This window comes from Polaribacter sp., from assembly GCF_965656025.1.
GTDB lineage: Bacteria > Bacteroidota > Bacteroidia > Flavobacteriales > Flavobacteriaceae > Polaribacter.
This window is the reverse complement of the sequence record NZ_CBFHJT010000003.1, coordinates 1,495-18,624: the sequence shown is the minus strand read 5'-3', so window position 1 is coordinate 18,624 and position 17,130 is coordinate 1,495. Positions and strand designations below refer to the sequence as shown.

13 protein-coding genes and 1 pseudogene are annotated in these 17,130 nt (G+C 29.8%); 6 read left to right on the top strand and 8 right to left on the bottom strand.

All coding sequences use genetic code 11. The features are described from left to right. A pseudogene (locus ACTG3S_RS00885) lies at positions 1-793 on the bottom strand (tail-specific protease); the annotation flags it as partial. 265 nt (positions 794-1,058) lie between these two features. Between ACTG3S_RS00885 and surE the strand changes: the two are divergent. From surE to ACTG3S_RS00860, 5 genes are read left to right on the top strand one after another with little or no spacing between them, the layout of a single operon-like run. Then, positions 1,059-1,829 (top strand): 5'/3'-nucleotidase SurE, encoded by a 771-nt coding sequence (gene surE, locus ACTG3S_RS00880; RefSeq protein ID WP_439127491.1) that lies wholly within the window; start codon positions 1,059-1,061, stop codon positions 1,827-1,829. Continuing rightward, positions 1,817-2,104: a hypothetical protein gene (locus ACTG3S_RS00875; protein ID WP_439127490.1), complete on the top strand. Its 288-nt coding sequence runs from the start codon at positions 1,817-1,819 to the stop codon at positions 2,102-2,104. Before surE ends, ACTG3S_RS00875 begins: the two co-directional genes overlap by 13 nt. A 1-nt stretch (position 2,105) precedes the next feature. Then, positions 2,106-3,215, top strand: a complete 1,110-nt coding sequence (lpxB, locus tag ACTG3S_RS00870; protein WP_439127489.1) for a lipid-A-disaccharide synthase — start codon at positions 2,106-2,108, stop codon at positions 3,213-3,215. Between the two features lie 10 nt (positions 3,216-3,225). Beyond that, positions 3,226-3,702 (top strand): C40 family peptidase, encoded by a 477-nt coding sequence (locus ACTG3S_RS00865; RefSeq protein WP_439127488.1) that lies wholly within the window; start codon positions 3,226-3,228, stop codon positions 3,700-3,702. 26 nt (positions 3,703-3,728) lie between these two features. Beyond that, positions 3,729-5,744 (top strand): ComEC/Rec2 family competence protein, encoded by a 2,016-nt coding sequence (locus tag ACTG3S_RS00860; protein ID WP_439127487.1) that lies wholly within the window; start codon positions 3,729-3,731, stop codon positions 5,742-5,744. A gap of 4 nt (positions 5,745-5,748) precedes the next feature. On the opposite strand, the gene ACTG3S_RS00855 is transcribed toward ACTG3S_RS00860, so the two are convergent. Further along, positions 5,749-6,267 carry a thioredoxin family protein gene (locus ACTG3S_RS00855; RefSeq protein WP_439127486.1) on the bottom strand — a complete coding sequence of 173 codons (519 nt, stop codon included), beginning with the start codon at positions 6,265-6,267 and terminating at the stop codon, positions 5,749-5,751. A gap of 150 nt (positions 6,268-6,417) precedes the next feature. Here ACTG3S_RS00855 and ACTG3S_RS00850 point away from each other — a divergent pair, with 150 nt between their 5' ends. Then, positions 6,418-6,591 carry a hypothetical protein gene (locus ACTG3S_RS00850; protein WP_439127485.1) on the top strand — a complete coding sequence of 58 codons (174 nt, stop codon included), beginning with the start codon at positions 6,418-6,420 and terminating at the stop codon, positions 6,589-6,591. A gap of 77 nt (positions 6,592-6,668) precedes the next feature. Here ACTG3S_RS00850 and ACTG3S_RS00845 read toward each other — a convergent pair whose 3' ends face one another. The 6 genes from ACTG3S_RS00845 to glgA all read right to left on the bottom strand — a co-directional run. Then, entirely contained in the window at positions 6,669-9,071 is a 2,403-nt protein-coding gene (locus ACTG3S_RS00845; protein ID WP_439127484.1) for a glycoside hydrolase family 31 protein, read from the bottom strand. Between the two features lie 265 nt (positions 9,072-9,336). Next, on the bottom strand, positions 9,337-11,241 hold the full coding sequence (glgB, locus tag ACTG3S_RS00840; protein ID WP_439127483.1) for a 1,4-alpha-glucan branching protein GlgB: 1,905 nt from the start codon (positions 11,239-11,241) through the stop codon (positions 9,337-9,339). A gap of 3 nt (positions 11,242-11,244) precedes the next feature. After that, entirely contained in the window at positions 11,245-12,873 is a 1,629-nt protein-coding gene (locus ACTG3S_RS00835; protein ID WP_439127482.1) for a trehalose synthase, read from the bottom strand. Between the two features lie 6 nt (positions 12,874-12,879). After that, the gene (locus ACTG3S_RS00830; RefSeq protein ID WP_439127481.1) at positions 12,880-14,817 is read right to left on the bottom strand and encodes an alpha-1,4-glucan--maltose-1-phosphate maltosyltransferase; all 1,938 of its coding nucleotides are present in this window, start codon (positions 14,815-14,817) and stop codon (positions 12,880-12,882) included. 30 nt (positions 14,818-14,847) lie between these two features. After that, positions 14,848-16,113, bottom strand: a complete 1,266-nt coding sequence (locus ACTG3S_RS00825) for a glucose-1-phosphate adenylyltransferase (RefSeq protein WP_439127480.1) — start codon at positions 16,111-16,113, stop codon at positions 14,848-14,850. 3 nt (positions 16,114-16,116) lie between these two features. Continuing rightward, positions 16,117-17,130: glycogen synthase (gene glgA, locus ACTG3S_RS00820; RefSeq protein ID WP_439127479.1), on the bottom strand; the 1,014-nt coding region annotated here is incomplete at its 5' end.

Sequence of the window (17,130 nt, the reverse complement as noted above, 5' to 3'; positions counted from 1 at the left end):
CCCCAATACCTTCTAGTTTACCAGACATATCTTGGTCAAAACGTTCTTTAATTCTTGGTGCCATGTATGTTGTATGAGGATCAAAAGCACCCACAACACTATTTAAAAAAACAGAAAACCAATCTTCGTGTTCTAATTCTTCTATTCTTAAATACAATTCGTTCATGTTTTTTAACACCTCTTTTCTAGCTTCTTTTTCTAGTGTTTTAAAAGATTTCTTTTTGTATTTTTTATCTTTTTTTAATTTTTCTTCCTGTTTGTCTAATTCACTTTGAATTCTACTTAAAGTGTTTAATTTTAATTGTTTACGCCAATAATCAATTAATTCGTTTTCGTTTTTAGCAAAAGGAGCTTCCTCATAATCGATATCAATAGTTTCTTTCTTATTAAAATTAAAAGGTTGTTCTAAAATTTCGCCATAATATGATTTAGCGTTTTTCGTTTTTTCTAAAAAACGATCATACACTAAGTTATAAAAAGAAACATCATCTTTTAATAGTTGATTGTCTATCTCATATTTATATCTAGAGAACTCTTTTAAATCATCTTGTGTAAAGTATCGTTTACTAGGGTCTAAACCATCTATAAAATTTTTAAATACTTTTTCAGAGAAGTCATCATTCATATCTTTTACAACAAAATGGCCTCTTGTTAAGATGTTTTTTAAAACATAAATTAAAATTTTATCTTTTTCAGGATCTGATTTTACAGTAGATTCTGCTTGTAAACTTATATTGTTAAAAAGTAGTAAAAAAGCTAAAATTAGTATGCTGTTTTTTTGTAATGTTTTCATATATGTGATGTAAATATTATGAGATTTAGATTATTTTCATATTTAGCGTTACTAAAATAATGCCAAAATATTTAAAAATAAAGAATCAATTATTTTTTATATTTTTATTATGATTGTAAAAATGTTTGTTTTAACAATAATACATAAAAATGAACAAGTTTATTCTTTACAAATTGTTAAAAAGAAAATGAATTAAATAATTTACTTTTGTGTATTAGAAATTTTCACAAGCTTTTTTAATTCGGCAACTTTTAAATCTCATTTTATGCAAGAAAAACCATTAATTTTAGTAACCAATGATGATGGAATTACAGCTCCTGGAATACGAGCTTTAATAAAAATTATGAATAAAATTGGCGATGTTGTTGTGGTGGCTCCAGACAGTCCACAAAGTGGAATGGGGCATGCTATAACCGTAGACAATGTGTTGACTTGTAATCCGATAACGATAGATGAAGGTCCACAGTTAGAATATACATGTTCTGGTACACCTGCAGATTGTGTTAAAATGGCGGTTAGCGAAATTTTAAATAGAAGGCCAGATTTATGTGTATCTGGAATTAACCATGGTGCAAATTCCTCTATCAATGTTATTTATTCTGGTACCATGAGTGCAGCTATAGAAGCTGGTATAGAAGGGATACCCGCTATCGGTTTTTCACTATTAGATTTTAAATGGCATGCAGATTTTAAACCATCAGAAGAATATGTGAAAAATATTACTTTAAATGCGTTGTTAAATGGCATACCAGAAGGAGTGGTTTTAAATGTAAATATTCCTAATTTAAAGAAAGAAGAAATTAAAGGAGTAAAAGTTTGTAGACAAGCAAATGGCTATTGGAAAGAAGATTTTGACAAACGTAAAAGTCCATTTGGAAAAGAATATTATTGGCTTTCTGGAGAATTTATAAGTAAAGATAAAGGACAGGATACAGATGTGTATGCCTTAGAAAATGGCTATGTTTCTGTAGTACCAGTTCAGTTTGATATGACAGCACATCACATGATACAAAAACTAAATTCTTGGGAATTATAAAAAAAGATATTTTAATAGGTTTTTTAGTAGCCATTTTTGCCACTTTTGGAGGTGTTTTCTTGTATTTAGAATATTTTTCTAAATATAGTTTTCAAGACACTCTAAAGATGATAGAAGAAGGAAAGTTGTATGGTAAAGTTTTATCATTAGCAGCCATACCCAATTTGTTGGTGTTTTTTGTTTACATCAAAAAGAAACAAGATGCAAGAGCAAAAGGAGTGCTTTTAGCAACCATAATGATTGCATTTATAACCTTAATTTTAAAGTTTTTTTAAAATGAAATATTACATTATTGCTGGTGAAGCTTCTGGAGATTTGCATGGTTCTAATTTGATGAAAGAACTTTATAAACAAGACAAAAAGGCAAGTATACATTTTTGGGGAGGAGATTTAATGCAAGCAGTAGGAGGTACTTTGGTAAGCCACTATAAAGAAAGAGCATTTATGGGTTTTTTCGAGGTAATTAAAAATCTCTTTAAAATTTTAGGTTTTATAAAATTTTGTAAAAAAGATATTTTAAAATTCAACCCAGATGTAATTATTTTTATAGACAATTCTGGTTTTAATTTGCGTATTGCAAAATGGGCAAAAGAAGAAGGATTTAAAACAAATTATTACATTTCTCCACAAGTTTGGGCAAGTAGAGCAAACAGAGTTACTGATATTAAAAGAGACATAGATCAGCTATTTGTAATATTACCTTTCGAAAAAGATTTTTATAAGAAATACAATTATGAGGTTTCTTTTGTGGGGCATCCATTAATAGATGCCATTGCAGATAGAAAACAAATTCTTATATCCGATTTTAGAAAAGAACATAATTTAAGTGATAAACCAATTATTGCGCTTTTACCTGGAAGTAGAAAACAAGAAATTACTAAAATGCTTTCTGTTATGGTTTCTTTGGTTGATGACTTTTCTGATTATCAATTTGTAATTGCTGGTGCTCCAAGTCAAGATTTTTCTTTTTACAAAAACATTATCGGTTCCAAAGAAATAGCGTTTATAAATAATAAAACTTACGATTTGTTAAGTGTTTCTTATGCAGCGTTAGTTGCTTCTGGAACTGCAACTTTAGAAACAGCATTGTTTAAAGTGCCACAAGTTGTGTGTTATAAAGGTGGGTATATTTCTTACCAAATTGCCAAAAGAATTATAACTTTAAAATTTATCTCATTGGTAAACTTAATTATGGATAAAGAAGTGGTTAAAGAATTAATACAGAATGATTTTAATAGGAAAAATTTAAAGATTGAATTATCTAAAATTTTAAAAACAGAAAACAGAGAAAAACTATTTTTAGAATATTTTGAACTTGAACAAAAATTAGGTGGAAAAGGAGCTTCTAAAAATGCAGCTGTGCAGATAGTTAACGCTTTAAAATAAGTTATCAAATATGAGATTTTGGGGTTTTTTATCACTTTTATTTTTACTTTTTTTTGTTTCTTGTGGGACTAATAAAAGTGTTCGTAAAAGCAAAACGCAAGGTAGTACAGCAGATAAAATTGTTGCAAACGCATTGCAATATAAAGGTGTAAAATATAAATATGGAGGTACCACCAAAAAAGGAATGGATTGCTCTGGTATTGTGTACACTTCTTTTTTACAAGAAAAAATTTTGTTACCAAGAGTTTCTAGAAACATGGCCAAAAAAGGATTTAAAATCCCATTAAAAAGAGCTAGAAAAGGCGATTTACTATTTTTTGAAACGAGTAAAAAAAGAAAGGGAATCAATCATGTTGGGTTGGTGATTTCAGTAAAAAAAGGTGTTTTAAAGTTTATTCACTCAACAACTTCTAGAGGTGTTATTGTTTCTTCACTATCGGATAAATATTGGAAAAAAGCCTTTGTAAAAGCCAAAAGAGTATTATAAATTTTTTTTAGTAACTTTCGGTTGCTATGAAAACCTTACTACAATACATTCCTTTGCAGCTTTTGTTGTGCTTCATTTTGGGGATTTTACTCCAATTTCAATATCAATTTTGGGGTTTAGGTTTTGGTTTTACACTGCTGTTTATCTTATTGTTAACTACTTTTTTTATCTTTCTGAAAAATAGAAAAATATTTACCATTTGTGGTTTTGTGCTATTTTTCTTTCTTGGCACTGTTTCAGTATATTTTAATACAGCCTCAAATTATAAAACTTACTTTAACAAACACCTAACTAAAAATAACTATGTAGTTTTAAAAATTAAAAAAGTTTTAAAACCTGGTTTTTACTATCAAAAATATGTTGCAGAGGTCCAGCAAGTTGGTAATTTAAAAACCAGGGGAGAAGTTCTTTTAAATGTAGAAAAAGATTCTTTACAAGAAAGACTTCATATAGATGATGCGTTTTTAATAAATCCCATTTTTAAAGAATTAATTCCACCTTTAAATCCTCTTCAATTTAACTATAAATCTTATTTGGCAAAACAAGATATAAAGTATCAGGTTTTTACCAACAATAGTCAAATTCTTTTGTTAGATAAAAACAATGCAACATTAGTTGGTTTCGCAGAGAAATTTAGAGAAACCATACAAGATGCATTGTTAAAATATGATTTTAAAGAAGATGAGTTTGCTGTAATAAGCGCATTATTATTAGGGCAAAGACAAGATATTTCTAAAGCGTTATTGACAGATTATGCAAATGCGGGTGCCATACATATTTTGGCAGTTTCTGGTTTGCATGTGGGTATTTTACTGTTGATTTTATCATTTTTATTAAAACCCATAGAAAATTTTAAAAAGGGCACCTATATAAAAGCTATGCTTATAGTTTTGTTATTATGGATGTTTGCATTTATTGCAGGTCTTTCTGCATCTGTAGTTAGAGCAGTAACCATGTTTACTTTTTTAGTAGTGGGGCAGTTATTTAAAAGAAGAAACGTAGTAGCATTTTCTCTAATAAGTTCTCTATTTTTTTTACTAATTGTAAAGCCTATGTTTTTATTTGATGTTGGTTTTCAGTTAAGTTATTTGGCAGTTTTTGGTATTATTTGGGTACAACCAAAATTGTATGGTATATACAAACCGCGTTTTATTTTAGACGATAAAATTTGGCAGTTATTTACAGTTTCTATAGCAGCTCAAGTGGGTATATTACCCTTAAGTATTTATTATTTTAATCAGTTTCCAGGTTTATTTGTCTTATCAAACTTATTAATTATTCCTTTTTTAGGGGCTATTTTAATTGGTGGTATTCTTGTTATTTTATTGGCTTTACTAAATGTGTTACCACCATTTATTGCTACAATTTATAGTAATATAATTGGTTTAATGAATAATTTTGTAAGCTGGATTTCTCATCAAGAGGAATTTTTACTTAAAGATATTTCTATTTCTTTTTTATTAATGTTGTCTTTTTACTTGTTGCTTTTTTCTTTGGTTTCATTTTTTATGAAGATGACTCCCAAAAGAATATTGTATTTTTTGATTACTGTAATTTTAGTGCAAAGTGTTTTTATTTTCGAAAAGAAACATTTTAGTGATAAAACAGAATTTATTGTTTTTCATAAAAGTAGATTCGGTGTTATTGGTAATAGGGCAGGTGCTAAAATAGACCTTCAGCAAAATATAGATAGTATTAAAATAGCAGAAATTACAGCAATTAAACCTTATGTAATGCACGAACAAATTCAAAATGTAAGTAAAGTTGATTTTAAAAACTTTATAGTTTACAAAAAGCAACCGATTTTATTAGTAGATAGTTTGGGTGTTTATGATATAAAGAATATTGTAAAACCAATTGTTGTTTTGCAGTATTCTCCGAAAATAAATTTAGAAAGATTAATCACAAAATTACAACCGATAACCATTGTTGCAGATGGTTCTAATTATAAAAGCTACGTAACAAGATGGGAGAAAACTTCATCTGAACACAATATTAAATTCCATTACACGGGACAAAAAGGAGCTTTTATTTTAAAATAACTATTTACAAGTTGCTTTTAAAATTTTTATCAAATTCTTCCCATTTTGTGTTTTTATAGTTTTCAGACGAAAAATAGGCTACAATTTTTTCGAATACCTTTTTATCTAAATAACCAGGTATGCTTTGTAAAACTTCTGCGCTTTCGGTTAAAAATATGGTAGTTGGGTAAGATAGTTTACCATTCATTAAAGCTGCAGGTAGTTCATGAAAACCACGTCTACCCTGTGCCTTGAACTTAAAGGTATAGTCTTTAAAAGTGATGTCTTTTTTTTCTTCACCATTTAATTTGATAGCGTAAAAATTATCATTGATTGCTTTAATAATTGTTTGGTTAGAATAGGTTTCAATATCCATTTTTTTACAATATCCACACCAATCTGTGTACACATCTATTAATAAAGGCTTTGGGTTTTCTTTAAGAAGCTTTATACCTTCTTCAAAAGAAAGCCAATTTATTTTATTTTGAGCTTTACTTACTGATATGGTAAAGATTAATAGTAATAGAGTTATATGTTTTTTCATAAATTTTTTTAATTCAAATGATATGCCAAATTTACTATATTTTCATAAATTTTTAAAAACAGATTTGTTAAATGAGTTATTTTTTATTGCAAATGAATTAACTCTAAGTATAGTATTGCTGTAATTTTACAATGAAAAAGAAAACCAACAATGATAGCCACAAAGTTAATAGGATTAACATCTTTATTCACAAAAAGTAAAAAAGCAAAAATAGGTATTTTACTATTACAGATTGCTTTAGTAGCAATGGCTAATAATAGCTTCGAAAAAGAGAAAGAAATGAAAAAAGAAAAAGAAAAGTTACCTATGAAAAAGATTGGTTGATTGACAAAAAATTGAAATAAAAAAGCGACAATATTTGTAAAAAATATAGTCGCTTTTTTTATGAAATATTTGTAATGTTATTCTGCAAATAAATGTAGTTCTGTAAACTCTTTATTTATAGAAATAGATTGTGTTTTTGCAAAGCCTTTTTCTAAAGGAACTTCTACATTGTCTATTTGTAAAGATTTAACAACAAAAGGTAAATTATGAAATACGATGTTAAAATTTTTGTATTCAGCATCAAACTCTCCACGTTTATGTTGTTGTAATATAAACTCGTCTTTTTTACCAGTTACTTTAAAAGTTCGCAAACTAAACCTTCCTTTTTTATAATCATAACCATCGTGAGCATCATCATATAATTTAGAAACTTCTTTACCTTTTTTGTAATACACATCTAAAGTAATTTCGTCAAACTTCTTTTCTCCAACATATTGTTGAACTGGGTATTTTGGTATTACAGCTCCTTCTTTTATAAAAATAGGCATACTATCTATGTCTGCATCTACCCACATTTCTTTTCCACCTTCTACTAATTCCTGAGTCCAGAAATTATACCATTTCCCTCTAGGTATGTACATTCTTCTACCTTTAGCATTAGGCACTTGGATTGGGCAAACTAAAATTTGTTCTCCATAAACAAACTCATCACTTCTATAGTGTGTTTGTTGATCTTCTTGATCAAACAATACCAGAGATTTTAAAATTGGAGTTCCGTTATTTATATGATTCCAAAAAGCGGTATATAAATAAGGTAAAAGTTGATACCTTAACTCCACAAATTTTCTAACAATATCAGTTATTTCATCTCCAAAAACCCAAGGTTCTTGATCTCCATGATCTCCAGAAGAATGAACTCTACAAAAGACATGAAAAACACCTAGTTGTATCCATCTTGCAAATAACTCTCCTTGAGGTTGTTCTGCAAAACCACCAATATCACTTCCTGCAAAAGAAAAACCAGACATGGCCATTCTTTGTGCTTGGTTGTTAGCAATGGCTAAATGTTCCCAGGTTGCTACGTTATCTCCCATCCAAGTAGAAGTATATCTTTGGGCGCCAGAATAAGCTGATCTTGTAATTACAAATGGTCTTTTTGGATAGGCATATTTTTTTAAACCATGGTAGGTTGCACGTGCCATTTGTGTACCATAAATATTATGTGCTTTTCTATGAGAACAAGGGTTTCCGTCAAAATCATGACGTACATCATCTGGAAAAGATTTGTTAGGAACATCCATTACAGCAGGTTCGTTCATATCATTCCAAACTCCTTTTACGCCAATATCTTCTATTAATTCTTTAAACAAACCAGACCACCATTCTCTAACTTCTGGTTTTGTATAATCTGGAAAATAACATTCTCCTGGCCATACTTTACCTTTCATATAAGGTCCGTCTGCACGTTTACAAAAATAATCTTTATCTAAACCTTCCTTAAAAACATCGTAATCTAGATCGATTTTAATACCTGGGTCTATAATTACAACGGTTTTAAAACCATCATCTTCTAGTTCCTTGACCATTCTTTTTGGGTCTGGAAAATATTTTTTATCCCAAGTAAAACATCTAAAACCATCCATATAATCGATGTCTAAATAAATGGCATCACAAGGAATTTTTAAATCTCTAAAAGTGTTAGTTACTTCTTTTACATTCGCTTCTGGGTAATAAGACCATTTACACTGGTGAAATCCTAACGCCCATAATGGTGGCAATGCATGTGGTTTACCCGTTAAATCTGTATAGTTTGCAACTACATCTTCCATTTGTGGGCCGTAAATAAAATAGTAATTCATTTCTCCACCTTGTGCCCAAAAACTGGTTACATTTCTTCTTTCTTGTGCAAAATCGAAATGTGTTTTAAATGTATTGTCAAAGAAAATACCGTAAGCTTTGTTGTCTTGTATAGCAGTATAAAATGGGATAGCCTTGTAAATTGGATCTGTATTTTTTCCAAAAGCATAAGAGTCTGTTGCCCAGTTTTCGAAACGTTTTCCTTTTAGGTTTATATCTACAGGTTTATCACCTAAACCATAAAAACTTTCTGCTTTTTGACAAGCTTTACTCATTTTTACGATATCACCACCAAACTCATAACTTTCTTCCCAATGAAAACCTATTTCATCTTCATTTATTAATTTGTTATCAATTGCATCATACAAACTTACTTGTAAGCTTAGTTTTTCTACCAAACAAACCAATTTAGAAGTGGTAATTATATAATGAGTTTCGTTTTCTGTTACTTTAAGTTTGTTGTAACCTCTACTTGCATGAATGGTAACTCCGTAAGAAAAGTCTTTTTCAAACTTACCAGTGGTGGCGTATCTAAAGCGAATTACACTGTCTCTAACTACAGTAACTTGTAAAACAACATTGTTTTTTGTAGTAAAATAAAGTTTATCTACATCTTTATGGTAATTTATTATTTCTGAAGGAAACAGGTTTCCTTTTTGTTCTAATTCTGTATTAACAATCATAAATTTTGCTTGTTTTTTGTGTGGTAAAAATCGTAAAAGTTTGTAATAGAATTAACTATAATTATTATTTTTTACGATAACGTTTTAGTGTAATTTTTTTGTAATATGATACTAAAGTAATTTAAAAAAAAAGAATATATCATTGGTAAAAGCATTATTTAGAATCTCTTAAAAAAAATGATGGTTTTTTTAAAAGTTATAAAAATAACACACTATAAATTACCATTGTAACAGTAATTTATAGTGTGTTATTTTAATTTAAATGCTATTGATATTTTAAAGCAATCATAGCTAAAGGTGGTAAATTTAATTCTGTTGAATTCTCTTTGTTATTCCAAGTTGTGTTATCTACTTTTATTTTGGTGTTTTTGTAATTTCCACTACCAAAAAACTTTTTAGCATCACTATTAAATATTTCTTTTAAAGAGCCTTCTTTTGGTACGCCAATTCTATAATTTTCTCTAGGTATTGGTGTTAAGTTGCAAATTACAATGATATTGTCTTTTTCGTTTTCTCCTTTTCTTATGTAAGATAAAACTGAGTTTTCATGGTCTCCATGATCTATCCACTCAAACCCTTCTGCTGTAAACTGTTTTTGATGAAATGCTTTTTCTTTCTTATACAACTTATTTAATTCTTTTACACATTTTTGAGCACCTTCATGTACTTTATAATCCAACAAATGCCAATCTAAACTTTGCTGGAAATTCCATTCTTTGGTTTGCCCAAATTCGCCACCTTGAAAAATTAATTTTGTACCTGGGTGTGTGTACATAAAACTATACAACAAACGTAAATTTGCAAATTTCTGCCATTCATCACCAGGCATTTTATCTACAATTGCTTTTTTACCATAAACTACTTCATCATGAGAAAGAGGTAGCATAAAGTTTTCTGTGAAGGCGTAATTTAAACTAAAGGTTAAATCGTTTTGATGGTGTTTTCTGTAAATAGGTTCTTTGGCAAAATATTCTAAAGTATCATGCATCCAACCCATCATCCATTTCATACCAAAACCTAAACCACCTAAATAAATTGGTCTAGAAACCATGGGAAATGAGGTAGATTCTTCTGCTATGGTTTGTACATCAGGAAAATTTTCATAGACAGCAGTATTCATTTCCTTCATAAAAGCAATGGCATCTAAATTTTCTCTCCCTCCAAACTCATTTGGCTCCCATTCGCCATCTTCTCTAGAATAATCTAAAAATAACATAGAAGCTACTGCATCTACTCTTAAACCATCTGCGTGATATTGGTCTAGCCAATAAATAGCATTACTAATTAAAAAAGACTTTACTTCGTTTCTACCATAATTAAAAATAAGACTTTTCCAATCTGGGTGATATCCTTTTCTTCTATCTGGATGTTCGTATAGATGAGAGCCATCAAAAAAGCCCAAACCATGATCATCTGAAGGAAAATGTGAAGGTACCCAATCTAAAATAACACCAATTCCTTTTTTATGAAACGCGTCTACCAAATGTTTAAAACCATCTGGATTCCCAAAACGAGAGGTGGGTGCAAAATAACCCGTTAATTGATATCCCCAACTCGGATCATAAGGATACTCCATAACTGGCATAAACTCTACATGCGTAAAATTCATATCAGCTACATAATTTACCAAATCTTCTGCAAACTCTTCATAGGTTAAAAATTCGTTTCCATTTTTTTGTTTCCAAGACCCTAAATGAACTTCGTACACAGAATAGGGTGCATCTAAAGCATTATTTTGTTTACGATTGGTCATCCATTTTTTGTCTTTCCAACTGTAATCATCTTCCCAAACAACAGAAGCTGTTTTTGGTGGATGTTCGCATTTTTTTGCAAACGGATCTGCTTTTTCTGTCTTTACATAATTATGGCTGCTTTGTATTTTGTATTTGTAAATACTACCTATACCAACATTCGGTATAAAGCCTTCCCAAATTCCACTACCATCCCATCTTACATTTAAGTGATGTTCTCCCTCTATCCAAAAATTAAAATCGCCAATTACAGCCACTGATTTTGCGCTTGGTGCCCAAACTGCAAAATAGGTTCCTTTTACACCATCTACTGTAGTAATGTGCGAACCAAATTTTTCGTAAAGTTTGTAATGTTTTCCTGCTTTAAATAAATTAATATCAAAGTCTGTAAAAAGACTGTAAGCTATTGTATTTGCCATATTTTAATGATTGATAATGTTTGCGATACCTTTTAATGGAATAATTGTCCATTTTGGTCTAGAGTTAAGTTCGTAACCTAATTCATAAATTGCTTTTTCTAATAAACAATATTTTAATAAATATACTCTTTCGTTTGTGTAACCAATAGATAAATTGGCTTCTTGTGTAACTGCTCTGTATGTTTCTAAAAACACAGAGATAAAATATTTGTATAACAATTCTCCAAATTCAAAAAGTTCTTCTTTGTCTTTAGAATATGCTTCTTGATTGTTAAAAATGGTTGAGTAGATTGCATAATGGAAAGATCTAAATAAACCAGCAACGTCTTTAAGTGGAGGTTGTTTTACCTTACGATCTCTAATGGTACTTTCTGGTTCTCCTTCGAAATCTAAAATGCAAAAATCATCATCTTGTACCAAAATTTGTCCTAAATGATAGTCACCATGAATTCTGATGCGTTCTCCTTTTAATTTTGTCCAGTCAAAATTTACTAATCTTTTTCGTATCAGATTTTTATTTTCTAAAAAATCTTTTGCTAATTTTAAAGAATGCTCATCTAGTTTATCGAGATTGTTTTCAATTAAGTTTAATCTATTTTGAAATTGATAAGTTAATCTGTTTTTTAACCATACAGTATAATCGCCATTAAAACGAGTAGGAGTAAAGGAAGTGTCTGCAAACTCAGAGCCTAAGGCAATATGCATTTCTGCAGTTCTTTTAGCCAATAACTGTACTTTGGTTAGTAAATTTAAACCTACCCAGTCTACAATTTGTGGAGGTAACTGAGTAATTGATTTTCTTTGAAACAACTCAATTTCAGGTAAGTTTTTAAGAGCAACTTGCTTGGTATCTATAGATACATATATTTTATGAATTTCTTTTAAAAAGTATTCCCAAGCATCTCCTTTATTGGGTACTAATTCTTGCATTAAACCAATTGTTATATTGGTCTTTTCTGAATCTACAATATTTATAGAACCTAAGTATTTTGGGGTATATGTAAACTCTTTTTTATGAGATAAAAAATAACTCATTTCATAATCAGGGTTTTTATCTGCATAAATGCGTCTAAAGAATTTTAAAATAAATTGATTATTGTAAATGATAGAAGTATTACTTTGTTCTGCACCTAAGAAATTTGATGATTCATATTTTGGAAAATCAAATGTTTCTGATTTATGGTATTGTACAGGTGTTTTATCTATTGGAAGTGCGTTGCTAATTCTTTTGTAAACTACTTTTCTAAAAGATTCAAGATACATAGCATCTATAATATATCCTTCTTGATCTTTTAATTTTATGGGTAAAATTCTATTTTCTTTCGCAAAATTTGCATCAGATACAAAAGATATGGGCAAAAAGTAATGATGATAAAAAGCTTCTTTAAAATTTACTTCTAAAATTAACCCAAAGTAAACTTCACCTCCTTGTTGAATCCTAAAATACTCACTTAATTCAATATATTTTAAATTGCTAGACTTACCACCATACCAACGTTGTTTTTGAATATATTTTTCTAAAACTTCAGATAAAAAAACAGCCATAAAATCTTTACATTCAACTAATTCTTCCCATGTTTTATTTGAAGAAAAAGGAGTTTCTGTAGATTTTAATTTTGCGTTTTCCATCATTTAGAATTATTTGTTGATTTTAAAAATATGAAAAGGTAATGTAGGATGCAGTTCTATATAATTCCATTCATTTTCCCAATTATAACTATTGTTAGTTACCAAATCTTGTACTTGAATAGTATACCCATTATGTATACCTAATTCTGCTAAAGGCAATTGTATGGTACCTGTTTGTTTATAATAAGGATCTAAACTAACAACTGTTAATGTTTCGTTGGTTTTGTCATCATTCCACTTATAAAAAGCAATTAAATTATCATTTTCTATAAAACAGAATTTTATATTATTTGTTTGTTGATAAGATTCGTTCTCTTTTCGAATGTTGTTAATTGATCTAATGAGTACTGTGATTTTGTTTTCTAATTCCCAGTTATAATTACATATCTGAAATTTTTCTGACATGTGATACTCTTCTTTTCCTGGAACAGCTTCATTAATCATTTGTTCAAAAACAGGTCCGTAAATACCAATATTAGAGCTTAAAGTAGCTGCTAAAACGTAACGTTGTAAATATTTAGATTCGTTTGCACCTTGTAAATGATAAGGATTAATATCTGGTGTATTTGGCCAAAAGTTAGGACGCATGTATTCTTTTTGGTCTGTTTGCGTCAATTCATTAACGTATTCTGTAAGTTCGTGTTTAGAGTCTCGCCATGTAAAATAGGTGTAAGATTGTGTAAACCCTTGTTTTGCCAATTGTTGCATTATTTTTGGGCGAGTAAACGCTTCTGCTAAAAACAAAACATCTGGATGTTTTTTCTTTACTTCTGCAATTACCCAATTCCAAAAATAGTAAGGTTTAGTATGTGGATTGTCTACTCTGAAAATTGTAATACCACAATCTATCCAATACAAAAGAATGTTTAAACATTCTTTCCACAAATTTTTATAGTTGTCATTTTCCCAATAAATTGGAAGAATGTCTTGGTATTTTTTTGGTGGATTTTCTGCATATTGCACCGTTCCATCTGGTCTCCATTTAAACCACTCTGGATGTTCTTTTACCCAAGGATGATCTGGAGCTGCTTGTAAGGCATAATCCATCGCAATTTCTATACCTTGGTTTTTAGCATCAGCTATCAATGCTTTAAAATCTTCTACATTTCCTAGTTCTGGATGAATATCTTTATGGCCTCCGTGTTTAGAACCAATTCCCCAAGCAGAACCTACATCATCATTTTTTGCATCTGTGGTATTGTTTTTTCCTTTTCTATTAACTTCACCAATTGGATGAATAGGAGGGAAGTATAAGGTATCAAAACCCATATCTGCAATTCTAGGTAAAAGTTTATGGCAGTCTTTAAAAGTACCATGTTTGTTTTCTTCTTGAGATGCAGAACGTGGGAAAAATTCGTACCAAGTACTAAATTGCGCCTTTTTTCTATCTACGTATACCTTAAATTCTTGAGTTTCGTTTTTTAAGAATTTTGTAGGATTTTTTATAAAAATAATTTGTAATTGTTTGCTTACAGCTTCTTTTATAGCTTCATCATAACTATTCGTATCCTCAAAAATAGTTATTAAATGTTTTAAATAAGCAACAGTATTTTTATCTATATTTTTTAAAAGTGGTTTTAGTAACTCAGCACCTTCTAAAAGTTCAGATTTTACATGTTGGTTATCTTCTATTTTCTTAATTATACCATGTTGCCAGTTTAATGCATAATCTACCCAACCTTGCAATTTATAAGAATAAAAGCCTTGTTTTGCAGTTTTAAAAGGTGCTGTATATTCGTCATTGGAAGTAGCAGACATTCTGATTTCGCTCCACTTTTTTTCTTTCTCGTGTTTAAAAAGTAGGCTAGCTTGTATTACATCATGACCATCTACTAAAACATCTGCAGATACGTTTACAATTTCGTTTACAACTCTTTTTATAAATAAACTACCACAATTAATCTGTGGAGTAACATTTTCTATAATAATTCTACTCTGATTTTGCATCAATATAATTCTTTAAAAATAAGATTTAGACTATCCTATAATGGTTCCTTTGGCAATAGTTGCATCTTTTTTAATCACAACAATACCGTCTTTAACCATATATGTATCAGTTTCTACATTTTCAATATGTGGTCCTCCATTTATTCTAACATCATCACCAATTCTACAGTTTTTATCTACAATACAATTGTGTATGTAGCATCTATCACCAATTCCCATCATAATTTCGATGTTGTTATTGGCTACTTCTTCAAGTGTTTCATAATAATCATTACCCATCATATAAGTATTAGATATTAATGAGTTTTTTCCAATTCTAGATCGAATTCCAATAACAGAACGTTCTATTTTTTCTGCTTGAATTATACAGCCATCACCAATAACGGCTTTGTTTAAAATAGAACCAGATATTTTTGATGTTGGCAAAATACGTGCTCTTGTGTACACTCCTTTTTCATTATATAAATCAAATTGTGGTACATCATCTGTTAAGCCGATGTTTGCTTCAAAAAATGAATCTATGTTTCCAATATCTTCCCAATAACCCTCGTACTGGTAACTTAATGTTTTATGATTTTCTATAGCTTGTGGTATTATTTCTTTACCAAAATCATTGGTGTCTGGATTGTCCATCAATTTTTTTAATAAATCTCTATTAAAAATATAGATTCCCATAGAGGCTAAATAGTCTCTACCTTGTGCTTTCATATCAGCACCAACATCAGAAGTCCAGTTTGGTAATAATTCTTCACCAGGTTTTTCTATAAATGAAGTAATTATATTATCATCATTCGTTTTTAACAAACCAAAAGAAGTAGCATCTTTTGCAGTAACAGGGTATGTTGCAATAGAAATTTCTGCGCCACTTTTTTCATGTTTATCGATCATATCATTAAAATCCATTTGATACAATTGGTCTCCAGAAAGAATTAATGCATATTCAAAATCGTTTTGTAGAAAGTGATGCATGCTTTGTCTTACAGCATCTGCTGTTCCTTGAAACCACTTGTCACTATGAATGGTTTGTTCTGCGGCCAGTACGTCTACAAACGCAGAACTAAAAAAACTAAAGTGATACGTATTTTTTATGTGGGCATTTAAAGAAGCTGAATTAAACTGCGTTAAAACATACATTCTTTTAATATCTGAATTGATACAATTAGAAATAGGAATATCTACCAATCTATATTTACCAGCAATAGGTACAGCAGGTTTAGACCTGTCTTTTGTAAGTGGATATAATCTAGACCCTTGGCCACCACCTAAAATAATTCCTAGTACTTTATCGTTTATCATTGCTTAGTTTTTTATTGATTTATATAATGCTTCCACTTGTTTTGCTATTGAAATCCAGTCAAAATATTCTTCTACTCTTTTACGCCCTTTTTTAGCCATTGAGTTTTTTAATTCAGTATTATTAATAACTTTATTTACTCCAGCTGCTAAATCTCTAGCAAATTTATCTGGATTTACAGGCTCAAACGGTGCGGAGTCTTGCTGCTCTACAGGAATTAATAATCCTGTTTCTTCATGTACAACTACTTCTTTAATACCTCCTACAGCACTGGCTACAACTGCAGTGTCACAAGCCATTGCTTCAATATTTATAATGCCAAATGGTTCATAAATGGAAGGGCAACAAAATACATCTGCATGAGAGTATAATTGAATAACTTCCTTTTTACTTAGCATTTTATCTATCCAGATAACATTTTTACGAGTTTTTTTAACTTCGTTAACAGCATCTTCCATTTCTTTACCAATTTCTTTGGTGTCAGGAGCACCAGCACAAAGTACAATTTGTGTGTCTGGATCTATATATTTTATGGCATTTACTAAATGAATAATCCCTTTTTGTCTGGTTATTCTTCCTACAAAAAGCACATAAGGTTTATTTTTATCGATGTTGTATGCTTCTAAAGTAGATGTTTCATTTGTAACAACATATTCTTTTAGGTTAATTCCATTATAGATAACCTTTACCTTATTTTCATCAACATTAAAATGTTTTAAAACATCTACTTTAGTTTCTTTAGAAACAGCAATAATAGCATCTGCCATTTCTATAGCTGTTTTTTCTACCCAAGAAGAAGCATCGTAACCACGTCCTAATTGTTCTCTTTTCCAAGGTCTTAAGGGTTCTAAAGAATGCGTTGTTATTACAAGAGGAATACCATAGCAAAGTTTTGCAATAATACCTGCAAATTGTGCGTACCAAGTGTGGCAATGTACAACGTCTGCATCTGTGGGTTCTGCATTCATATGAATACAGGTACTTAAGGTTTTTAGTACCGCTTTTAATTTATCGTCTAC

What these genes read in the sequence shown, in the direction of transcription:
- surE (WP_439127491.1), top strand. Translation starts at nt 1,059, where the DNA reads ATGCAAGAAAAACCATTAATTTTAGTAACCAATGATGATGGAATTACA.
- lpxB (WP_439127489.1), top strand. Translation starts at nt 2,106, where the DNA reads ATGAAATATTACATTATTGCTGGTGAAGCTTCTGGAGATTTGCATGGT.
- ACTG3S_RS00865 (WP_439127488.1), top strand. Translation starts at nt 3,226, where the DNA reads ATGAGATTTTGGGGTTTTTTATCACTTTTATTTTTACTTTTTTTTGTT.
- ACTG3S_RS00860 (WP_439127487.1), top strand. Translation starts at nt 3,729, where the DNA reads ATGAAAACCTTACTACAATACATTCCTTTGCAGCTTTTGTTGTGCTTC.
- ACTG3S_RS00855 (WP_439127486.1), bottom strand. Translation starts at nt 6,267, where the DNA reads ATGAAAAAACATATAACTCTATTACTATTAATCTTTACCATATCAGTA.
- ACTG3S_RS00850 (WP_439127485.1), top strand. Translation starts at nt 6,418, where the DNA reads ATGATAGCCACAAAGTTAATAGGATTAACATCTTTATTCACAAAAAGT.
- ACTG3S_RS00845 (WP_439127484.1), bottom strand. Translation starts at nt 9,071, where the DNA reads ATGATTGTTAATACAGAATTAGAACAAAAAGGAAACCTGTTTCCTTCA.
- glgB (WP_439127483.1), bottom strand. Translation starts at nt 11,241, where the DNA reads ATGGCAAATACAATAGCTTACAGTCTTTTTACAGACTTTGATATTAAT.
- ACTG3S_RS00835 (WP_439127482.1), bottom strand. Translation starts at nt 12,873, where the DNA reads ATGATGGAAAACGCAAAATTAAAATCTACAGAAACTCCTTTTTCTTCA.
- ACTG3S_RS00830 (WP_439127481.1), bottom strand. Translation starts at nt 14,817, where the DNA reads ATGCAAAATCAGAGTAGAATTATTATAGAAAATGTTACTCCACAGATT.
- ACTG3S_RS00825 (WP_439127480.1), bottom strand. Translation starts at nt 16,113, where the DNA reads ATGATAAACGATAAAGTACTAGGAATTATTTTAGGTGGTGGCCAAGGG.